Origin of the sequence: Brevundimonas sp., from assembly GCF_018608325.1 — a bacterium.
Classification (GTDB): Bacteria; Pseudomonadota; Alphaproteobacteria; order Caulobacterales; family Caulobacteraceae; genus Brevundimonas.
This window is the reverse complement of record NZ_JABAZW010000032.1, coordinates 1-19162: the sequence shown is the minus strand read 5'-3', so window position 1 is coordinate 19162 and position 19162 is coordinate 1. Positions and strand designations below refer to the sequence as shown.

Here is a 19162-nt window from a genome sequence, read left to right as displayed (position 1 = left end):
GGAAGTCACAGTCTGTTCAGGACGCGAGCGTTTGCGCAACAGAAATGTTGCGACGCAACGAAGCTTTTCTAAATCACATCACCGTCAGAGGGCGACGGCCTTCATGGAAACGGCGGGATCGGACAGTTTTTCAACATCAACCGGCGTGGCCTTGCCGATCAGTTGCTTGCCCGCCATGAACTCGGGCGCGGCGTTGACGGCCTCGACAGACACGATTTTGTCACCCGCCAGATGGAAGACAGCGAAACCGGCGGCGGACGGGTCGCCGCGCACGATCTGACGGTCCGCATCGAACGGCACGCCTGCGATCTGCAGCTTGAAATCATACTGGTCGGACCAGAACCACGGCACTTCGGGCGAGGGTCCGGCGCGGCCGACGATGGCGGACGCGGCCTGCTTGGCCTGCTCCAGCGCATTGGGCACGCTTTCAAGACGGTGATGCACGCCGCCGTGAACCGGGATCGGACGGCGCGTCATGTCGCCGACCGCAAAGATAGCCGGGTCGCTGGTGCGCGCCTGATCATCGACCTCCACCCCGTCGTCGCAGCGCAGACCGGCTGATCGCGCCAGACTGTCATTGGCCAGGGCGCCGACGCCGACCAGAACCGCATCCGCCCTGACCACCGATCCATCGGCCAGCGTCACCCCGTCATGGGCGATGGCGGTGACCTCTGCATCCGTCATGATCTCCACGCCGTGCGCGCGGTGCTGGGCCGTGAAGAAGGCCGACAGGGTCTCCGACGCCACCCGCGCCAGAACGCGCGGCGCACGCTCGATGACAACGGCCTCTGCGCCCAGAGCGCGGGCAGACGCCGCCGCCTCCAGCCCCACATAGCCGCCGCCGACCACCGCCAGACGCTTGCCCGGACCCAGCACAGCCTTCAGACGCTCGGCGTCCTTCAGGGTGCGAAGCTCCAGAAGGTCGGGATGATCGCCGCCGGGGATCGGCAGTTTGCGCGCCGTCGAGCCTGTCGCCAGCACCAGCACGTCATAGGTTTCCGACGACCCGTCATGGAAGGCGACGGTCTTGGCCACCGGGTCCACCGACACGGCGACGGTCGAGGGACGGAAGTCGATGTTCTGCTCAGAATAGAAGCTGAGAGGGCGCAGCAGCAGGGCCTCCAGATCAGCCTCACCCTTCAGCCACGCCTTTGACAACGGCGGACGCTGATACGGCGGCGCATCCTCCTCCCCCGCCAGCACGATCGGCCCTTCATGGCCGTACTGCCGAAGAAAGGCCGCGACGGAACCGCCCGCGTGTCCCGCGCCGATGATCAGAATCTTGGTCATGGGGGTGATGTAGAGTGACGGGTGGCGGGTGGCGAGTGGCGAGTACAAGACAGATACCGAGACTTGCTCGCCACTCATCACTCACCATTCGCCACTACCCCCCTTGACCGTTCCACTGTTACAGCATAGTGGAACGCGCATGACGACCCCGCCCGCCCGCGCAGCCCTTTATGACGCCCTGCTGTCGATGCAGACGCGTGAGGAGATCGACGCCTTTCTGGCCGACCTCTGCACGCCCACCGAACTGCGCGCCTTCGCCGAGCGGTGGGAGGTTGCGCGCCTGCTGGACGCCGGGGGCAAATCCTATCGCGAGATCGCGGCTGAGGCCCATGCCAGCCCCACCACCGTCGTCCGCGTCGCCCGTTATCTGAAAGACATGCCGCATCAGGGATACCGCATCGCCCTGGACCGGCTGAAAGCCTGAGTATCCGAACATGAGCACTGTCCAGGGTCGGCTCCGCATCGCCGTCCAGAAATCCGGCCGTCTGGCCGACCGCAGCCTTGATCTGATCCGCGACGCGGGCCTGAAATGGGTCAAGGGTCACAACGACCTGCTGTACCGGGTTGAGAACTACCCCATCGACCTGCTGCGCGTGCGCGACGACGACATCCCCACCTTCGTGGCGGACGGCGTCTGCGATCTGGGCATCGTCGGCGAGAATGTGCTGGAGGAAGGCAAGAACGGCGGCGCAAACGCCTCCATCGTCATGCCTCTGGGCTTTGGCCGCTGCACGCTGAAGATCGCGACGCCGCCGACGCTGGCCTATGAAGGTCCGGCCTCGCTAGACGGTCTGCGGATCGCCACGTCCTATCCCAAAATCCTGCGCAAATATCTCGATGAGCGGGGCGTCAAGGCCGAGATCGTCGTCATGCGCGGCGCCGTCGAGGTCGCACCGCGCCTGAAGCTAGCCGCCGCCATCTGCGATCTGGTTTCGACCGGCGCGACGCTGGAGGCCAACGGCCTGGGCGCCAAGGATACGGTTCTGGAAAGCCAGGCGGTCCTGATCCAATCCCCCGTCGCGCCCGAGCCGGGCCTGCAACACCTGCTGGACAGCATCATCGAGCGCATGTCCGGCGTGGTGTCCTCGCAAGGCGCCAAATACGTCATGCTGAACGCGCCGCGCGCCTCGCTGGATCAGATCACCGCCATCCTGCCCGGCGCCGGTTCGCCGACCGTCATGCCCCTGATGGGTCGCGACGATGCCGTCGCCGTCCACGCCGTGTGTCAGGAAGCCGTCTTCTGGGAGACGCTGGAGAAGCTGAAGGCCGCAGGCGCCTCGGCCATTCTGGTCCTGCCCATCGAGAAGATGATGTGATGACCGAAACTGCATTCAAACGCATCGACTGGTCGTCGCTGGACGCCGCAGGCAAGAAGGCTGCCTTGGCCCGCCCGGCCCAACGCACCGCGGGCGACGTGACCGAGGTGGTCCGCACCATCCTGAACGACGTGCGTGAGCGCGGCGGTGCAGCCGTGACCGAATGGTGCCTGAAGCTGGACAAGGCGCCGCCCCGCCGCATCGCCATCACGCCGGGCGCCATCGCCGAGGCGCGCAACGCCCTGCCACCTGCCGACACCCGCGCCCTGCGCTTCGCCGCCGACAACATCCGTGTCTTCCATCAGTCGACCCGGCCCGAAGACACACCCTATGTCGAGACCACGCCCGGCGTGCGGTCGAAACTGGCGTGGCGCCCCATCGCCTCGGCAGGCCTCTATATTCCCGGCGGCACGGCGCCCCTGTTTTCATCCCTGCTGATGCTAGCCATCCCGGCACAGGTCGCAGGCGTGCGCGAACGGATCGCCGTCACGCCGCCGAACAAGGACGGCGGCGTTCACCCCGCCATGATCCTGGCCGCCGCAGAGGCCGGTCTGGACGCCATCTGGCTGATGGGCGGAGCGCAGGCCATCGCCGCCCTGACCTTCGGCGTCGAACTGGAAGACGGGGTCATCCCCGCCTGTGACAAGCTGTTCGGGCCCGGCAACGCCTACGTCGCCGAGGCCAAGAAACAAGCATCCGCCCTGCCGGGTGGTCCAACCGTCGACATGCCCGCAGGTCCGTCCGAGTTGATGGTCATCGTCGACCGGGACGCCGCCCCCGAGATCGCCGCCGCGGACCTGCTGAGCCAGGCCGAGCACGACGCCGATGCGCAGGTCCTGCTGGTCTCCACCAGCCGCGCCACCATCGACTACATCCTGTCCGAGGTTGAGGTTCAGGTCGCGACCCTGCCGCGCGAAGCCATCGCCCGCGCATCGCTGAACGAGGCCCGCGCCATTCTGGTGCGTGATCTGGACGCCGCCGCCGAGGTGGCCAACCTGTACGGCCCCGAACACCTGTCCATTCAGGTCGAGGAGGCCGAGGAACTGGTGGATTCTATCAATGCCGCAGGCGCGATCTTCGTCGGCCGTTTCGCCGCCGAGACGCTGGGCGACTACGCCGCCGGCCCCAGCCACGTCCTGCCGACCGACGGAGGCGCAAAGACGCTGGGCGGGGTGACCACCTCCAGCTTCATGACCACCATGTCGGTGCAGTTGGTCGATGCAGCGGGCGCCCGCCAACTGGCGCCCATCGCCGCCCGTCTGGCCCGGCTGGAAGGTCTGGAAGCCCACGCCCGCGCCGCCGATATGAGGGCTGACGCATGACCCTGCCTGCACCCTATCCGCCGCTGGTGTCCGGCGGCGACGGTCTGGATCGTTATCCCGGCGACGCCGCTGCTTTGGCCGAACGCATGGCCGCCATCTATGGCGTCGGCGCCGATCTGGTTCTGCCGGTGCGCGGCCTGACGCATGGGCTGGAGCTGGTCTGGCGTCTGGCCGCCCGCGACGGCGGCGCGGTCGAGGCGCCCGACGCCGAACCCTATGACAGTCTGGCCGCCATCTATCCGGCCCGTGGCGAAGCCGTCGCCGTCGTCATCCGCGCCCTCGGTTCGCCCGAGGCGATGGCGGAAATGGCCGCCCGCGTCGCGCCCGCCCTGCTGGTCGTGGACGAAGGCCTGATCGAGTTTTCCGACAGCCCATCCGCCGTCACTATTATCGCGGACCAGCCCAATCTGGTCGTGCTGCGCAGCCTGTCGCTGGCCTATGGTCTGGCGGGCGCGCGGGTCGGGGCGGCGATCGCCCAGCCGCAGACGCTGGCCCGACTGGCCTCATTGCTGGAACCCTACGCCCTGCCCGAACCGCTGGTGCGGCTGGCGCAGCAGGCGCTGGACCCGTCACGGATGATCGAGACGGCGGAGCGCATCGCCTCGGTCCGGCGTGAGCGCGAACGTGTCGCCCGCGAACTGGGCCGCCTGATGCCGGTCGAACCCGGCGTCGGCCCCATCATCATGACCCGGCCCGAAGATCCGGCGGCGGCGCTGGCGGGGCTGAAAACCTACGGCGTCGCGGGCGACATCTCGGGCGACCGCCTGCGCCTGCCCGTCTCGATCAAGCCAGAGGTCAACGACCGGCTGCTGGCCGCCTTCGGCCTGACGCCCGCCCAGCGCCGCGCCCCCCGCGTGGGTCAGGCCGTGCGCGACACCAAGGAGACGCGCATCGTCTGCGCCGTCGATCTGGATGCGACCGGCCCGATCAGGATCGAAACCGGCGTCGGCTTCTTCGATCACATGCTGGAGCAGATCGCGGCCCACGGCGGCTTCTCGCTGCGGCTGCAATGCGAAGGCGACCTGCACACCGACCCGCACCACACCATCGAAGACAGCGCCATCGCCCTGGGTCAGGCGCTGAAACAGGCGCTGGGCGAACGTAAGGGCATCGCCCGTTACGGTTTCGTCCTGCCGATGGACGAGGCCAATGCGACCATCTCCATCGACCTGTCGGGACGCCCCTATCCACTGTTCGAAGGCACGTTCGAAACGCCCTATATCGGCGACTACCGCACCGATCTGACGGCCCACGTCTTCCGCTCTCTGGCCGAGGCCATGGGCGCCGCCGTCCACATCAAGGTCACCGGTCAGGACGATCACCACAAGACCGAGGCCGTCTACAAGGCCTTTGGCCGCGCCCTGCGTCAGGCCATCCGCATCGAGGGCGACGCCGTGCCGTCGACCAAGGGGGTGCTGTGACCGAAGTCGCCGTCGTCGCCTATGGCGCGGGCAATATCGCCTCGGTCCAGTTCGCGCTGGAGCGGCTGGGCGCGACCGTGCGCCTGACCGCCGATCCGCTTGAGATCGCAGAGGCCGAGCGGGTCATCCTGCCCGGCGTCGGGGCTGCGGGTTACGCCATGTCGCGGCTGGCGGAACTGAACCTGATCGAGCCTCTGCGCGCCTTTGAGCGCCCCCTGCTGGGCGTCTGTCTGGGCCAGCAACTGCTGTTTGAACGCAGCGACGAAGGCGACGGCGTCGACCTGCTGGGCTTCATTCCCGGCGCTGTGAAACGTCTGGCGCCGGGAGACGCCCTGCCCGTGCCGCACATGGGCTGGAGCCGCCTGACGCGCGACAGGGACGACCCGCTGCTGGAAGGCGTAACCGACGGTGCCTACGCCTATTTCGTCCACGGCTTCGTCTGCCCGGATGGGTCGGCGACCCTGTCCCGCGCCGACTATGGCGGTCCGGTTCCGGCGGTCGTGCGCGCCAATAACCGCTGGGGCTGCCAGTTCCACCCCGAACGCTCGGCCGAGGCCGGGGCGACCATCCTCAAGAATTTTCTGAGCCTGACATGCTGATCTATCCCGCCATCGACCTGAAGGCCGGCGTCTGCGTGCGCCTGATGCACGGCAAGTTCGATCAGGTGACGCAATATGACGAACAGCCCGCCGCCCGTCTGACCGCCTTCGTCGCGGAAGGGGCGGAATGGATCCACGTCGTCGATCTGGACGGCGCTGAAGCCGGGCAGGCCATGCAGCACGCACTGATCGGCGAGCTGGCCAAGGCCATCGACGTCAAGATCCAGTCGGGCGGCGGCGTGCGCAGCCGTGAGGACGTGTCCAAGCTGCTGGCCTCCGGCGTGGACCGCGTGGTGATCGGATCTCTGGCCGTGACGCGAGCGGACGAGGTCGCCGAATGGCTGGCTGAATTCGGGCCTGAACGGATCACCCTGGCGCTCGACGTCAACCTGGAGGACGGCGTGCCGGTGCCTGCGCTGAAGGGCTGGACCCAGTCGTCGGGCATTGATCTATGGACCGCGCTGGACCGCTATCCGAAGGGTGCGGCCAAACATCTTCTGGTCACCGACGTGGGCCGCGACGGGGCCCTGACCGGCCCCAATCTGGAGCTTCTGGCCGAGATCCGTCGCCGCCGCCCCGATCTGGTGTTGCAGGCGTCAGGCGGGGTGTCGTCTCTGGACGACCTGATCGCGGTCAAGGCGTTGGGCTGCAACGGCGCCATCGTGGGCCGCGCCCTGTACGAGAACCGCTTCACCCTGCCAGAAGCCATAGCGGCTGCGGCATGACCGCCCGACGTATCATCCCCTGCCTGGACGTGAAGGACGGGCGGGTCGTCAAGGGCGTAAAGTTCGTCGGCCACACCGACATGGGCGACGCCGCCGAACTGGCCGCGCGTTATCGTGACGAGGGCGCGGACGAACTGGTCTTCTATGACATCACCGCCAGCCCGCAGGGTCGGACGCTGGACTATGGCTGGATCAGGGACATCGCGCGCCTGCTGGACATTCCCTTCTGCGTCGCGGGCGGCATCCGCAGCGTGGAACAGGCCGCGCGCTGCCTCGACCACGGGGCGGACAAGGTGTCGATCAACTCACCCGCACTGGAACGCCCCGAACTGATCGCCGAAATGGCCGAGCGCCTGGGGTCGCAATGCGTCGTCGTCGGCGTCGACAGCCGACTGGAAGACGGCGAATGGGTCGTGCACAAATACACTGGCGATCCCGATGCACGCCGCCGCGCGGGCAAGCGAACGCTGGACTGGCTGGATCAGGCGCAAAGCCTCGGTGCGGGCGAGATCGTTCTGAACTGCATTGATCAGGACGGGGTGCGCCAAGGCTATGACGTGGCGCAGCTGTCGGCGGCCCGCGCACGCCTGACCATTCCGCTGATCGCATCCGGCGGCGCAGGCGCGCCCCGGCATTTCCGCGATGTGTTCGAACAGGCAGATGTGTCCGGCGCCCTGGCCGCCAGCGTTTTCCACACCGGCGCCATCGCCATACCGGACCTGAAACGATACCTGGCCGACGAAGGCTTGGAGATGCGGATATGACCCTCGATCCATCCACCATCGACTTCGAAAAAGGCGGCGGGCTGGTTCCCGTCGTGGTGCAGGATGCGGCGACGCTGCAGGTCCTGACGCTGGCCTATATGGACCGCGCCGCACTGGACGAGACGATCACGTCCGGCGAGGCCACCTTCTTCTCACGCTCGCGCGGCGGACGGTGGAGAAAGGGCGAGACGTCAGGCGACCGGCTTTATGTCGTGGGCATCACCCCCGACTGCGACGCCGATGCGCTGGTCCTGTCGGTCAGACCGGTCGGCAATGCCTGCCACCTGAACCGCACCAGCTGTTTCGGGGATGCGGATGCGCCGGGTCTGGGCCGTGTCGCGCGACTGGAGCAGACCATCGCCCGCCGCGCCGCCGCCGATCCATCCGAAAGCTGGACCGCGAAACTGATCGCCGACGGCCCCAAACGCATCGCCCAGAAGGTCGGTGAAGAGGGCGTCGAAACCGCTCTGGCGGGCGTCGCAGGACCGGACGAAGAGCTGGCCAGCGAGGCGGCGGACCTTGTCTATCACCTGCTTGTTCTTCTCCATGCCCGTAACATGGTGTTTCAGGACGTGCTGGACGTGTTGGCCTCGCGCGCGGAAGCGGGCAAAGCCCATCCATAGCGACAGGCCCGGTCATAAAGGGCGTGCATACCCGGCGACGGGCTACGTGAGGGGATATCGATGTCGGCTTTGATCTTGTTCGGCGGCGGCGGCGATCTGGCGATGCGCATGCTGTTGCCATCGCTGTATTTCCTTGAGCACGACGGCCTGCTGCCCGAAGGCCTGAAAATCATCGGCGCCGCGCGTTCGGAAGAATCCGCCGACGAATATGTGGCCAAGGTCCATGACGCGGTGAAGGCCAAGGCCGAGGCCGACAAGGCCTGGGACGCCGACAGCTGGGCCCGGATGAAGGCCCGCCTCGACTATCTGGCCATCGACGCCACCAGCGCAGACAGCCTGAAACGCCTGAAGGCCAAGGTCGGCGACGGCGAGGTCACCTCCTTCCTGGCGGTGTCGCCTTCGCTGTACGGCCGCATCGTCACGGCGATGAAGGACGCCGGTCTGGCTGAACGCAACTGCCGCATCGTGCTGGAGAAGCCGGTCGGCCGCGACCTGAAGTCCTTCCTCGAGATCGACGACGCCGTGGGCCACGCCTTCCGCGAGGATCAGGTGTTCCGCATCGACCACTATCTGGGCAAGGAGACGGTCCAGAACCTGACGGCCCTGCGCTTCGGCAACACCATCTTCGAGCCGCTGTGGAACAATCTGACGATCGACCACGTCCAGATCACCATCGGTGAGACGGTCGGCGTCGGCGACCGCTGGCCCTATTATGACGAGTACGGCGCCCTGCGCGACATGCTGCAGAACCACATGCTGCAACTGTTGTGCCTGGTGGCGATGGAGCCGCCCAGCGACCTGGACCCGGAATCCCTGCGCAATGAAAAGGTGAAGGTGCTGCGTTCGCTGCGCCCCATCACCCCCGAAGAGGCCGAGCGCGTGACCGTGCGCGGTCAATATGTGGCGGGCGTTTCCGAGGGCAAACCGGCCAAATCCTACGAAGAGGAACGCGGCCAGCCGTCCGACACCGAAACGTTCGTCGCCATTCGCGCCGACATCGACAACTGGCGCTGGGCAGGCGTGCCCTTCTTCATGCGCACCGGCAAGCGCCTGCCCGAGAAGCGCACCGAGATCGTCATCCAGTTCAAGCCGGTCCCGCACTCCATCTTCGACAATGACGATGGCGAGGCCCCGGCCAACCGCATGGTCATCGAGCTTCAGCCCGAGGAAGACATCTCGCTGACGGTGATGAACAAGCGTCCCGGTCTGGACAAGCGGATGCAGCTTCAGCCCATCACAATGAGCCTGTCGTGGGGCGTTGACGGCAAGTCCGACACACCGCCGCGCCGCCGCATCGCCTATGAGCGGCTGCTGCTGGACGCCATGCATGGCGATTCCACACTGTTCGTCCGCCGCGACGAAGCGGAACAGGCGTGGAAATGGGTCGACGAGGTCGCCGACGCCTGGGCTGAGTCCGGCCTGAAGCCGGATGAATATGTTGCTGGCACATGGGGGCCTGACAGCGCCGACATGCTGATGATGCGCACCGGACGCGACTGGAACACGACCAATGCCTGACACACCCCAGATCGAAGCCTTCCCCTCCGTCGACGCCTGGGCCGAGGCGACCGCCGCGCGTCTGGGCGAGACCCTGGCCGCCGCCGTGCGCGACAACGGCTCCGCCTTCTTCGCCGGACCGGGCGGCTCGACGCCCGCGCCGGTCTATCGCCATCTGGCCGCGATGGATCTGGACTGGGCCAAGATCGCCGTCACCCTGGTCGACGAGCGTTACGTCCCCGAGACATCGCCGGAATCAAACGCCCGACTGATCCGCGATGTGCTGTTGCAGGACAAGGCCGCCGCTGGCCGGTTCATTCCCCTGTTCACGCCCGAGGTCACGGTTGACCGCGCCGCCATCGTGGCGGCCAAGGCGCTGGCTGAGGTGGGCGGCCGTTTCGACGCGGTCCTTCTCGGCATGGGTGAGGATGGCCATATCTGCTCCATGTTCCCTGAAAGCCCCACACTGAAGACCCTGCTGACCCCGACGCTGAAGCCGACGGTTCTGGGCGTGCCGCATGGCCGCGACGGCATGGCGCCGACCATCGAGCGCCTGTCGATCAACCTGCCCTATCTGATGCAGGCCGAACGGGTGATCCTGGGCCTGAAGGGCGAAACCAAACGTCGCGTGTTCGAGGAACAGGCCAAGGGCGATCCCAAGATCCAGCCCATCGCCGCCCTGATCGCCGCCGATGTTTCTCTTGAAGTTCTGTGGACGGAGGAAGGCTGATGGCGCCCCGATACGAAGTGCATCCTACGGTCGCCGCGGTCACCGCCCGCATCGTTGAAAAAAGCCGCCATACGCGCGCCGACTATCTGCGCCGCATGGACGCCGCCCGCGACAGCGGCGCCGGTCGCGCCAAACTGAGCTGCGCCAACTGGGCCCATGCCTTTGCGGGCCAGACCATCGCCGACAAGCTGACGTCGATGGACGGGTCCAAGCCGAATCTGGGCATCGTCACCGCCTATAACGACATGCTGTCGGCCCACCAGCCGTTCGAACGCTTCCCCGATGTGGTCCGCAAGGCCGTCCGCGAAGTCGGCGCCACGGCCCAGGTCGCAGGCGGAACCCCCGCCATGTGCGATGGCGTGACCCAGGGCCGCCCCGGCATGGAGTTGTCGCTCTTCAGCCGCGACGTCATCGCCATGTCGACCGGCGTGGCCCTGACCCACGACGCCTTCGACGCCGCCCTGATGCTTGGGGTGTGCGACAAGATCGTTCCCGGGCTATTTATGGGAGCGCTAGCATTCGGGCATCTGCCGGTCGTTTTCGCCCCCGCAGGCCCCATGCCGTCCGGCATTCCGAATGCGGAAAAAGCCCGCGTCCGCGCCGAATACGCGCAGAACAAGGTTGATCGTCAGACCCTGCTGGAAAGCGAGATCGGCTCCTATCACTCGCCCGGCACCTGCACCTTCTACGGCACGGCCAATTCCAACCAGATGATGATGGAGCTGGCGGGGCTGCACATGCCCTCGACCGCCTTCGTCCACCCGGACACCGGCCTGCGCGACGCCCTGACCGCCGCCGCCGCCAAGCGCGCGGTCGAACTGGCCCGCAGCGGTGGATGCCGCATGGCCGACGTCATCAGCGAGAAGTCCATCGTCAACGCCATCGTCGCCCTGCTGGCCACGGGTGGTTCGACCAACCACGCCATCCACCTGGTCGCCATGGCGCGGGCCGCGGGCGTGCTGATCGACTGGACCGACATGGATGAGCTGTCGTCGGTCACGCCGCTGCTGGCGCGCGTCTATCCGAACGGTTCGGCCGATGTGAACGCCTTCCAGGCCGCAGGCGGCGTCGCCTTCATCGCCCGTGAACTGGCCCAGGCTGGAAACATCCACTCCGACGTCGTCACCATCATGGGCCAGGGCATCGAGCCCTATTTCCAGGAACCGTCGATGGTCGATGGCGAACTGGTGTGGCGCGATGGTGTGACCGAAAGCCTGGACCTGGACATCCTGCGTCCCGCCTCCAACCCCTTCGACAAGGAAGGCGGCTTGCGTCTGGTCAAGGGCGACCTGGGCCGTGCCGTCATCAAGATCTCGGCGGTCAAGCCCGAGAACCGCATCGTCGAAGCGCCCGCCGCCGTGTTCGAAACCCAGGAAGACGCGCTGCAGGCCTTCAAGGACGGCAAGCTGTATCGCGACGTCGTGGTCGTCCTGCGCTTCCAGGGTCCCAAGGCCAACGGCATGCCCGAACTGCACAGCCTGTCGCCTGCCCTGTCGATCATTCAGGACAAGGGCTTCAAGGTCGCCTTCGTCACTGACGGCCGCATGTCGGGCGCCAGCGGCAAGACGCCCGCCGCCATCCACGTCTCGCCCGAGGCCCTTGCGGGCGGCCCCCTGGCCCATGTGAAGGACGGCGACATCATCCGTCTGGACCCCGAGGCCGGGGTGCTGACCACGGTCGGCGTCGACGGCTTGACCGACCGCCCCGCCGCCACGCGCACGCCCGCCATCGCCCAGGGTTCGTCCTGGGGCTATGGCCGTGAGTTGTTCGGCGCCTTCCGCCACGTCGTCACCACGGCCGAGCAAGGCGCCACCGTCTGTTTCGCCCTGCCCAGCGATAGCGAGGGCAATGGCCACGACGACACGCCGCCCAATCCCAACTTCGTCGACCGGACAGTGGACGCCTGATCCGCCCAACCGATCGCAGGAAACGACCTATGAATGACAAGACCCTTCTCGTCGGCGATGTCGGCGGCACCAATGCACGCTTCGCCGTGGCCCGCATGGTCAATGGCCAGCCGGTTCTGGACCATCACGAAAGCTTCCCGGCGGAAACCTATCCGACCTTCCTTGAAGGCGTCGCCGCCTTCATCGACGGTTGCGAGGTCAAGCCGACCGGCGGCGTAATCGCCGTCGCGGGCGCTGTGACGAACGGTGAGATCGACCTGACCAACTCGCCCTGGCGCGTGTCGGAAAGCGAGCTTCAGACGCTGGGGCTCAAGCCGGTCAAGCTGATCAACGACTTCGAGGCCCTGGCCTGGGGCGCGCCGATCGTTCCGGCGGATCAACTGGAAAGCCTGGGCGGCCCGGTCGACGGCGATCCGCACGCCACCGTGGCTGTGCTGGGCCCCGGCACCGGTTTCGGCGTCTCGGCCCTGGTGCGCGACGCCCATGGCAAGGAAATGGCCATGCCGTCCGAAGGCGGCCACGCCTGCTTCCCGCCTGGCGACGCGGTCGAAGACGAGATCCTGCGCATCCTGCGCCGCCGCTATGACCGCGTGTCCATCGAACGCCTGATCTGCGGTCCTGGCCTCTTGAACATGCACAAGGCCCTGGCCGAGATCGACGGTCGCGAAAGCCATATCGAAGACCCCGCCGAGATCACCAAGACGGCGCTGGCCGACCCCGACAGCCCCTGCGGCGCGACCCTGGCCCGGTTCTGCGCCATCCTGGGCGCCGTCGCTGGCGACATCGCCCTGACCACCGGCGCGCGCGGCGGCGTCTATATCGCGGGCGGCATCGTTCCGCGCATCCTGCCCTTCATCAAGGCCAGCCCCTTCCGCAAGCGTTTCGAGCGCAAGGGCCGCTTCCAGGACTATATGGCGGCCATCCCGACCAAGGTGATCATGCACAAGCACGCCGCCCTTCTGGGGTCTGCGCGCGTGGCCTTTGCAGAGGCGGGCGAATAAAAAGTAACAGCGGCGTGAACCCTTCGTGATGCCCTGCGTTTTCCAGACCTCAACAAGCTGAGGAAGGAAGCACCGTGAAGAAACTTGCTGTTACTGCCGCTGCCCTGTTCGCCGTCGCCGGTCTGGCCGCTTGCCAGCAACCCGCACAAAAGGCTGCGGACGCCCAAGCTGATGCTGTTGTCGCTCAAGGCGACGCTGCAGCCGATCACCTGAAGGCCCAGGCCGACGCCACCGTGGCGCAGGCCAATGCCGACGCCCAAACGGTCAAGGCAGACGCCGACCGTCAGGCCGAGGCCCTGAAGGAGCAGGCTGACAAGACCCAGGCCGCCGCTGATCAGCGCGCTGGCGAAATCAAGGACGCCGCCAAGGGCCACTAACCCGCCCTGGCGTTGAAACGAAAGAAGCCCCCGTCGTTCGCGACGGGGGCTTTTTCATGGGTGCTGTTTTGGAAGCCTCAGTCGATGCAGAGCGTCGGTCCGGCCTTGCCGTTCTCGACCGGCGTGGTGCAGCCGAAGCGGTTGCTGGTCGCCTGACAGACGCCCGTGGTCGCCGCGCCCGGCGTCCGGTCCGTCCCTTCTCCGGCCAGACAACTGCCCTGGCACTGGCTGCTGCTGGAGCAGGTCTTGCCCGCATCGGCATAGTTGATCACGCACTGCCAGGACTGCAGCTTGCCGACCTGTCTCATCGTGCCGTTGCGCGCGGCGCAGGCGGCGGCGTCAGCGCTCTGAACCGGGACGCTGGTGGCGATGTTTGTGTTGGTCGTCTGCGGCGCGCAGGCTGCGGTCAGCAGCACGGCGGCGGCGATAGCGTGGAAGCGTTTCAAGAGACCTGTCCTTTGGTGAACCCGGACCAGACATCGTCATAGTCCAACTGCATCTGTGGTGCTTCCTGCGCCCATTTGGTGACGCGGATCGGCATCCGGGTTTCGAACATGAAGGCCAGTGTATTTTCAACCTTATGCGGTTTCAGCTCCGCCTTGACCGCCCCGTCATAGCTGGCCTGATCCGGGCCGTGGCCGCTCATGCGGTTGTGCAGCGAGGCGCCGCCGGGCGCGAACCCGCCCGCCTTGGCGTCATAGGCGCCGGTCACCAGCCCCATGAACTCGCTCATGACGTTGCGGTGGAACCACGGCGGACGGAAGGTGTTTTCCGCCACCATCCAGCGCGGCGGGAAGATGACGAAGTCGATGTTTGCCGTGCCCGGCGTCTCTGACGGGCTGGTCAGGACGGTGAAGATCGACGGGTCCGGGTGGTCATAGCTGACCGTGTTGATCGTGTTGAACCGCGCCGTGTCATAGCGGCAGGGGGCCAGATTGCCGTGCCAGCCGACGACATCCAGCGGGCTGTGGTCAAAGGTCGTGGCCCACAGCCTGCCGCCATATTTCTGGATGCACTGGGTCGGACGATCCACGTCCTCGTAGGCGGCGACCGGCGTCTCGAAATCGCGCGGATTGGCCAGACCGTTCGAGCCGATGGGGCCAAGGTCCGGCAGGCGGAACGGCGCGCCATAGTTCTCGCAGACATAGCCGCGCACCGGCCCGTCCACCTCGACGCGGAAGCGCACGCCGCGCGGGATCAGGACGATATGACCCGGCTGGGCCTCGATCACGCCCATCTCGGTGACGAACCGCTGCGCCCCCTCCTGCGGCACGATCAGCAGTTCGCCGTCCGCGTCATAGAAGACCCGGTCGGTCATCGAACGGTTGGCGACATACAGATGGATGCCCGATCCGGCGCCGTGGTCCGGTTCGCCATTGCCGCCATAGGTGACCAGGCCTTCGACCCAGTCCGTAGGCGCGTCAGGGATCGGCAGCGGGTCCCAGCGCATCCGGTTGGGGTTGGGCGGCGTCTCGTCAAAGGGGCCGGAACGGACCTGACCCTGATCGAACGGCTGATAGGGTCCATGCTGGGCCGAGGGCCGCAGCCGGTACAGCCAACTGCGGCGGTTCTCTGCGCGTGGGGCGGTGAAGGCCGTGCCGGACAACTGCTCGGCGTACAGGCCCATCGGAGTCTTCTGCGGCGAGTTCTGGCCGATCGGCAGGGCGCCGGGCGCCGCCTCTGTCGCGAAATGATTGCCAAAGCCGGTGAGGTAGGCGGCCGCGTTGGTTCGCGTCGTCATGTGCGTGTCTCCCTTGCCGGGAAATCTAGGACGACGCAGCGCGAGACGCCACAACAAGTCGAAAACCTTGCCCCTTCGCCGCATGGGAAGGGGCAAGATTATGCGATCTAGAAGCCCTGCGCCTTGGCCAGACGTTCGGCGTGGAACCCGGCGTCGCCCAGCAGTTCGTTCAGCACCCGGACCCGCTTCATGAACAGGCCGACGTCGAACTCATCGGTCATGCCGACGCCGCCATGCATCTGCACCGCCTCCTGCACCGACAGTTCGGCGACACGCCCGGCCTTGGCCTTGGCGATGGAGGCCGCCAGCGCCGCGTCCTCACGCCCCGCGTCGATGGCCTGAAGCGCGCCCAGCGTGGCGGCTCGCGATAGCTCCAGTTCGGTGAACAGATGGGCCGCGCGGTGTTGCAGGGCCTGGAACTCACCGATCAGCTTGCCGAACTGTTTGCGGGTGCGCAGGTATTCCAGCGTCACCTTGAACGCCTGATCGCCCGCGCCCGTCAGGCTGGAGGCCGCACAGGCCCGGCCCAGCGTCAGGGCTGCGTCCAGCAGGGCCTCGCCGCCGCCGACTTCGCCGATCACCGCATCCGCATCAACCGCCACGTCGCTGAGGGTGACGCGCGCGGCGTTGTGGCCGTCGACCATGATGGTGCGCTCGATCTCGACGCCCGCCGCCTTGGGATCGACCAGGAACAGGGTCGTCCCCTCGCCCGCTCTGGCCACAACGATCAGGGCGTCCGCGACATGGCCGTCCAGCACGAATCCCTTGGCGCCGTTCAGCTTGAAGCCGTTGCCTGCGCGTTCGGCCCGGGCGTCAATGCGCGACGGCGCGTGTTTGGCGCCCTCGTCCACGGCCAGGGCCAGAATGGCCTCGCCTGCTGCGATCTTGGGCAGCCATTCCTGCTGCGCCTCGGAACCGCCGTCCGCCAACACCTTGGCCGACAGGATGGCCGACCCCATGAAGGGCGAAGGCGTCAGGGTGCGACCCAGGCTTTCGGCGATGACGCCCGCCTCGACGGCGCCCAGACCAAGGCCGCCGTGGGCCTCAGGGATGATGACGCCGGCAAAGCCCATTTCGCCGAACGCCCGCCACAGGTCGCGCGAAACGCCATCGGCGTCATGGCTGTCGCGCAACTGGCGGAAATGGGCGATGGGCGCGTTGTCGTTCAGGAAGCCGTCGGCGGCCTCCTGCAGCATGTTCTGCTCTTCGGTCAGGATCAGGGGCATGGTTCAGGCTCCCGGTTTAGGGATGAAATATGAGACGGCGAGAAAGATCGCTTGATAAGCGGGAGCCGTTAGCAGGGCGATTTCCTGCGAGGGAGACGGCCGCGAGAAGAATTTCGCTATTGCAGCCCCGATTAGAGCGACGCCTGGCGCTAGAAAGAAGAGCTTAATAAACAAGGTCGGTGCGAGTTCGCTCCAAGACATGCCCCATCCAAGCGGCGTCAGTATTACGAAGCTGAGCAGACCACTTAGAATGAGACCGATGACCGCAATGCCGAAAAGCACGGGCCGTTCGATTGCTTTGCCCACCGTCACGCCCCCGGCAGTTGCAGCAGATGCTTGGCGATGATGTTCAGCTGGACCTCGCTGGTCCCGCCTTCGATGGAGTTGGCCTTGGTGCGCAGCCAGTCGCGGGCGGCGGAACCGCCGCGTGAACGCTCGCTCTCCCACTCCAGCGCATCGGCGCCGCCCGCCGCCATCAGCAGTTCATGGCGGCGCTTGTTCAGTTCCGAACCATAGTATTTCAGCATGGAGGCGATGGCGGGGTGCGCCTGTTTCGCCTTCACCTGATCCCCGACCCGCTCCATAGCCAGACGGAAGGCGGCCTGATCGATTTCCAGATCGGCAATCCGCGCACGGAGCATTGGGTCATCCAGCCGACCGTCTTCGGCCGCGCCGACGGCGTCCAGCGCCACCTGACCGACCGGGCGACCGCCCGCGACCTCGCCCATGGCGCCGATCATGGTGCGTTCATGGGCCAGCAGATGCTTGGCTACGTCCCAGCCCCGGTTCAGCGTGCCGACCAGATTTTCCTTCTCGACGCGCGCGTCGTCGAAGAAGGTCTCGCAGAAGGGCGACTTGCCCGAAATCAGCGTGATCGGACGCGTGGTCACGCCCGGCGTGCGCATGTCGAACAGGACGAAGCTGATGCCCAGATGCTTGGGCGCGTCCGGGTCCGTGCGGACCAGACAGAAGATCCAGTCGGCCTTGTCGGCGTAGGAGGTCCAGATCTTCTGGCCGTTGACGATCCAGTGGTCGCCGCGGTCCTCAGCCTTGGTCTGGATCGAGGCCAGATCGGAACCGGCGCCCGGCTCGGAATAGCCCTGACACCAGCGGATTTCACCGCGAACGATCTCGGGCAGGAAACGCTTCTTCTGTTCTTCGCTGCCAAAGGCCAGAAGCGCCGGGCCAAGCATCCAGACGCCAAAGCTGTTCAGCGCAGGCTGGGCCTTGATGCGGCGCAGTTCAGAAGCCAGCACCTTGGCCTCTTCACGGCTTAAGCCCCCGCCGCCGTATTCCGTGGGCCATTCCGGCGCGGTCCAGCCGCGCGCGCCCATCCGTTCCAGCCACAGCTTGTGACCCGGGGTCGCGAACACCGCGTCGCGACCGCCCCAGATCATATCGGCTTCCGACTTGATCGGACCGCGCACTTCGGGCGGACAATTCTCTTCCAGCCAGGCCCGCGTCTCCGCGCGGAAGACCTCCAGATCGCTCATCTACTCTACTCCCCGCATATCCCTATGACCGGAAGGCTAGCAGTCGATCCAAGTTTACGCATGGTCAAGAGCGGCTGATTTTCAGCCCTTTTTGGGCAGGAATGGCGAGAAAGTTATCACTGTAAACGTATCACGCACGTGGGGCCGGGTCTGGACCTCTTTCGTCACGAATGTGCCGATGTCGGCGTCGCGCGGCAGGTTGAACTTGGCCAGCAGATCGTGCTGCCCCGAGGTGGAATAGACCTCCGAGACATTCTCGACATTGTCCACGATGTCGGCCGCCACCTCATTGGCGTAGCCCAACTCGCATTTGATGAAGACGAAGATGGCGGTCATCATGGCGGGGTTGTCCTTTGCTGTAAGGCGTTCCTAGCCGATGAAGCCGTGACGGGTAAGCGGCAAGACCGTGCAACCGTCCCAGGATGCGCCGCCCGGTGAAACAATATGTTCCGCCGTTCTGGCAAAACCCAGGCCTGCCCGCGTTCGCATTTCCTCCGCCGTGGGATAAGCAGTCGGGCAGAACCGGCGCGGCCGGTCATTGCAACAGATAGGGGTTCCGCAACGCGTCGGGACCAGCGGAGGTGAACATGGCCCACGATCGCATCAGCGTGCTGAAAGGTCTCGAACAACAGGGCGTCTGCCCCGTCTTCTATCACCCCGATCCCGAGGTCTGCCTGAACGTGATCCGCGCCAGCGCGCGCGGCGGCGCCAAGGTGGTCGAATTCACCAACCGCGGCGACTTCGCCTGCGATCTGTTCGGCGAGATCAACCGCGAACTGATCAAGACCGATCCCGACATCGTTCTGGGCATCGGCTCGGTTGTGGATGCGGGCACGGCGGCCCTGTATCTGAACCGTGGCGCGCGCTTCGTGGTCAGCCCCTGCCTGGTGCCGGACGTGGCCAAGGTCTGCAACCGCCGCATGGTCGCCTATTTCCCCGGCTGCGGCTCGGTGACCGACATCGGTGAGGCGCACGAACTGGGCTGCGACATCGTCAAACTGTTCCCCGGCTCGTCGGTCGGCGGCCCAGACTTCGTCAAGGCGATCAAGGGACCGCTGCCCTGGGTCAAGATCATGCCGACGGGCGGCGTCGACCCGGATGAGGCCTCCATCGCCAAGTGGTTCGGCTCC

21 protein-coding genes are annotated in these 19162 nt (G+C 66.3%); 14 read left to right on the top strand and 7 right to left on the bottom strand.

Annotated features, from left to right (window positions below):
- Positions 1-84: 84 nt before the first annotated feature.
- The gene (locus QZ281_RS03265; protein ID WP_292224685.1) at positions 85-1290 is read right to left on the bottom strand and encodes an FAD-dependent oxidoreductase; all 1206 of its coding nucleotides are present in this window, start codon (positions 1288-1290) and stop codon (positions 85-87) included.
- A gap of 139 nt (positions 1291-1429) precedes the next feature.
- On the opposite strand from QZ281_RS03265, the gene QZ281_RS03260 reads away from it, so the two are divergent.
- From QZ281_RS03260 to QZ281_RS03200, 13 genes are all read left to right on the top strand, one after another.
- The gene (locus QZ281_RS03260) at positions 1430-1714 is read left to right on the top strand and encodes a YerC/YecD family TrpR-related protein (protein ID WP_292224683.1); all 285 of its coding nucleotides are present in this window, start codon (positions 1430-1432) and stop codon (positions 1712-1714) included.
- Positions 1715-1724: 10 nt separating this feature from the next.
- Positions 1725-2606 carry an ATP phosphoribosyltransferase gene (gene hisG / locus QZ281_RS03255; RefSeq protein WP_292224680.1) on the top strand — a complete coding sequence of 294 codons (882 nt, stop codon included), beginning with the start codon at positions 1725-1727 and terminating at the stop codon, positions 2604-2606.
- Positions 2606-3928 carry a histidinol dehydrogenase gene (gene hisD, locus QZ281_RS03250; RefSeq protein ID WP_292224676.1) on the top strand — a complete coding sequence of 441 codons (1323 nt, stop codon included), beginning with the start codon at positions 2606-2608 and terminating at the stop codon, positions 3926-3928. The genes hisG and hisD overlap by 1 nt, the downstream gene beginning before the upstream one ends.
- A complete protein-coding gene (hisB, locus tag QZ281_RS03245; protein WP_292224674.1) occupies positions 3925-5349 on the top strand; it encodes an imidazoleglycerol-phosphate dehydratase HisB in 1425 nt (474 codons plus the stop codon). The genes hisD and hisB overlap by 4 nt, the downstream gene beginning before the upstream one ends.
- Positions 5346-5948, top strand: a complete 603-nt coding sequence (hisH, locus tag QZ281_RS03240; protein ID WP_292224672.1) for an imidazole glycerol phosphate synthase subunit HisH — start codon at positions 5346-5348, stop codon at positions 5946-5948. Before hisB ends, hisH begins: the two co-directional genes overlap by 4 nt.
- Positions 5942-6673 carry a 1-(5-phosphoribosyl)-5-[(5-phosphoribosylamino)methylideneamino]imidazole-4-carboxamide isomerase gene (gene hisA, locus QZ281_RS03235; RefSeq protein ID WP_292224669.1) on the top strand — a complete coding sequence of 244 codons (732 nt, stop codon included), beginning with the start codon at positions 5942-5944 and terminating at the stop codon, positions 6671-6673. Before hisH ends, hisA begins: the two co-directional genes overlap by 7 nt.
- Complete coding sequence (gene hisF / locus QZ281_RS03230; protein WP_292224666.1) at positions 6670-7437, top strand: imidazole glycerol phosphate synthase subunit HisF; 768 nt, start codon at positions 6670-6672, stop codon at positions 7435-7437. The genes hisA and hisF overlap by 4 nt, the downstream gene beginning before the upstream one ends.
- Positions 7434-8060 (top strand): bifunctional phosphoribosyl-AMP cyclohydrolase/phosphoribosyl-ATP diphosphatase HisIE, encoded by a 627-nt coding sequence (gene hisIE / locus QZ281_RS03225; RefSeq protein WP_292224663.1) that lies wholly within the window; start codon positions 7434-7436, stop codon positions 8058-8060. Before hisF ends, hisIE begins: the two co-directional genes overlap by 4 nt.
- Positions 8061-8120: 60 nt before the next feature.
- Positions 8121-9578, top strand: coding sequence for a glucose-6-phosphate dehydrogenase (zwf, locus tag QZ281_RS03220; RefSeq protein WP_292224662.1), 1458 nt, complete (start codon positions 8121-8123; stop codon positions 9576-9578).
- Positions 9571-10287, top strand: coding sequence for a 6-phosphogluconolactonase (gene pgl / locus QZ281_RS03215; RefSeq protein WP_292224660.1), 717 nt, complete (start codon positions 9571-9573; stop codon positions 10285-10287). Before zwf ends, pgl begins: the two co-directional genes overlap by 8 nt.
- On the top strand, positions 10287-12194 hold the full coding sequence (gene edd, locus QZ281_RS03210) for a phosphogluconate dehydratase (RefSeq protein WP_292224657.1): 1908 nt from the start codon (positions 10287-10289) through the stop codon (positions 12192-12194). Before pgl ends, edd begins: the two co-directional genes overlap by 1 nt.
- Before the next feature lie 29 nt (positions 12195-12223).
- Positions 12224-13195, top strand: a complete 972-nt coding sequence (glk, locus tag QZ281_RS03205) for a glucokinase (protein WP_292224654.1) — start codon at positions 12224-12226, stop codon at positions 13193-13195.
- Positions 13196-13269: 74 nt separating this feature from the next.
- The gene (locus QZ281_RS03200; protein ID WP_201100082.1) at positions 13270-13572 is read left to right on the top strand and encodes a hypothetical protein; all 303 of its coding nucleotides are present in this window, start codon (positions 13270-13272) and stop codon (positions 13570-13572) included.
- A gap of 77 nt (positions 13573-13649) precedes the next feature.
- On the opposite strand, the gene QZ281_RS03195 is transcribed toward QZ281_RS03200, so the two are convergent.
- The 6 genes from QZ281_RS03195 to QZ281_RS03170 form a co-directional block, all read right to left on the bottom strand.
- Positions 13650-14018: a hypothetical protein gene (locus tag QZ281_RS03195; RefSeq protein WP_292224651.1), complete on the bottom strand. Its 369-nt coding sequence runs from the start codon at positions 14016-14018 to the stop codon at positions 13650-13652.
- The gene (gene hmgA / locus QZ281_RS03190; RefSeq protein WP_292224649.1) at positions 14015-15313 is read right to left on the bottom strand and encodes a homogentisate 1,2-dioxygenase; all 1299 of its coding nucleotides are present in this window, start codon (positions 15311-15313) and stop codon (positions 14015-14017) included. The genes QZ281_RS03195 and hmgA overlap by 4 nt, the downstream gene beginning before the upstream one ends.
- Before the next feature lie 107 nt (positions 15314-15420).
- Entirely contained in the window at positions 15421-16539 is a 1119-nt protein-coding gene (locus QZ281_RS03185) for an acyl-CoA dehydrogenase (RefSeq protein WP_292224647.1), read from the bottom strand.
- A gap of 3 nt (positions 16540-16542) precedes the next feature.
- Entirely contained in the window at positions 16543-16851 is a 309-nt protein-coding gene (locus tag QZ281_RS03180; RefSeq protein WP_292224644.1) for a hypothetical protein, read from the bottom strand.
- A complete protein-coding gene (locus tag QZ281_RS03175) occupies positions 16848-18032 on the bottom strand; it encodes an acyl-CoA dehydrogenase family protein (RefSeq protein WP_292224641.1) in 1185 nt (394 codons plus the stop codon). The genes QZ281_RS03180 and QZ281_RS03175 overlap by 4 nt, the downstream gene beginning before the upstream one ends.
- 81 nt (positions 18033-18113) lie before the next feature.
- Positions 18114-18371 (bottom strand): Lrp/AsnC ligand binding domain-containing protein, encoded by a 258-nt coding sequence (locus tag QZ281_RS03170; protein ID WP_292224638.1) that lies wholly within the window; start codon positions 18369-18371, stop codon positions 18114-18116.
- A 248-nt stretch (positions 18372-18619) separates the two neighbouring features.
- Between QZ281_RS03170 and QZ281_RS03165 the strand changes: the two genes are divergently transcribed.
- The coding region (locus QZ281_RS03165; RefSeq protein ID WP_292224635.1) for a bifunctional 4-hydroxy-2-oxoglutarate aldolase/2-dehydro-3-deoxy-phosphogluconate aldolase at positions 18620-19162 on the top strand (543 nt) is incomplete at its 3' end.

Coding starts and splice junctions, on each gene's coding strand:
- QZ281_RS03265 (WP_292224685.1), bottom strand. CDS start 1,290: ATGACCAAGATTCTGATCATCGGCGCGGGACACGCGGGCGGTTCCGTC.
- QZ281_RS03260 (WP_292224683.1), top strand. CDS start 1,430: ATGACGACCCCGCCCGCCCGCGCAGCCCTTTATGACGCCCTGCTGTCG.
- hisG (WP_292224680.1), top strand. CDS start 1,725: ATGAGCACTGTCCAGGGTCGGCTCCGCATCGCCGTCCAGAAATCCGGC.
- hisD (WP_292224676.1), top strand. CDS start 2,606: ATGACCGAAACTGCATTCAAACGCATCGACTGGTCGTCGCTGGACGCC.
- hisB (WP_292224674.1), top strand. CDS start 3,925: ATGACCCTGCCTGCACCCTATCCGCCGCTGGTGTCCGGCGGCGACGGT.
- hisA (WP_292224669.1), top strand. CDS start 5,942: ATGCTGATCTATCCCGCCATCGACCTGAAGGCCGGCGTCTGCGTGCGC.
- hisF (WP_292224666.1), top strand. CDS start 6,670: ATGACCGCCCGACGTATCATCCCCTGCCTGGACGTGAAGGACGGGCGG.
- hisIE (WP_292224663.1), top strand. CDS start 7,434: ATGACCCTCGATCCATCCACCATCGACTTCGAAAAAGGCGGCGGGCTG.
- zwf (WP_292224662.1), top strand. CDS start 8,121: ATGTCGGCTTTGATCTTGTTCGGCGGCGGCGGCGATCTGGCGATGCGC.
- pgl (WP_292224660.1), top strand. CDS start 9,571: ATGCCTGACACACCCCAGATCGAAGCCTTCCCCTCCGTCGACGCCTGG.
- edd (WP_292224657.1), top strand. CDS start 10,287: ATGGCGCCCCGATACGAAGTGCATCCTACGGTCGCCGCGGTCACCGCC.
- glk (WP_292224654.1), top strand. CDS start 12,224: ATGAATGACAAGACCCTTCTCGTCGGCGATGTCGGCGGCACCAATGCA.
- hmgA (WP_292224649.1), bottom strand. CDS start 15,313: ATGACGACGCGAACCAACGCGGCCGCCTACCTCACCGGCTTTGGCAAT.
- QZ281_RS03185 (WP_292224647.1), bottom strand. CDS start 16,539: ATGCCCCTGATCCTGACCGAAGAGCAGAACATGCTGCAGGAGGCCGCC.
- QZ281_RS03175 (WP_292224641.1), bottom strand. CDS start 18,032: ATGAGCGATCTGGAGGTCTTCCGCGCGGAGACGCGGGCCTGGCTGGAA.
- QZ281_RS03170 (WP_292224638.1), bottom strand. CDS start 18,371: ATGATGACCGCCATCTTCGTCTTCATCAAATGCGAGTTGGGCTACGCC.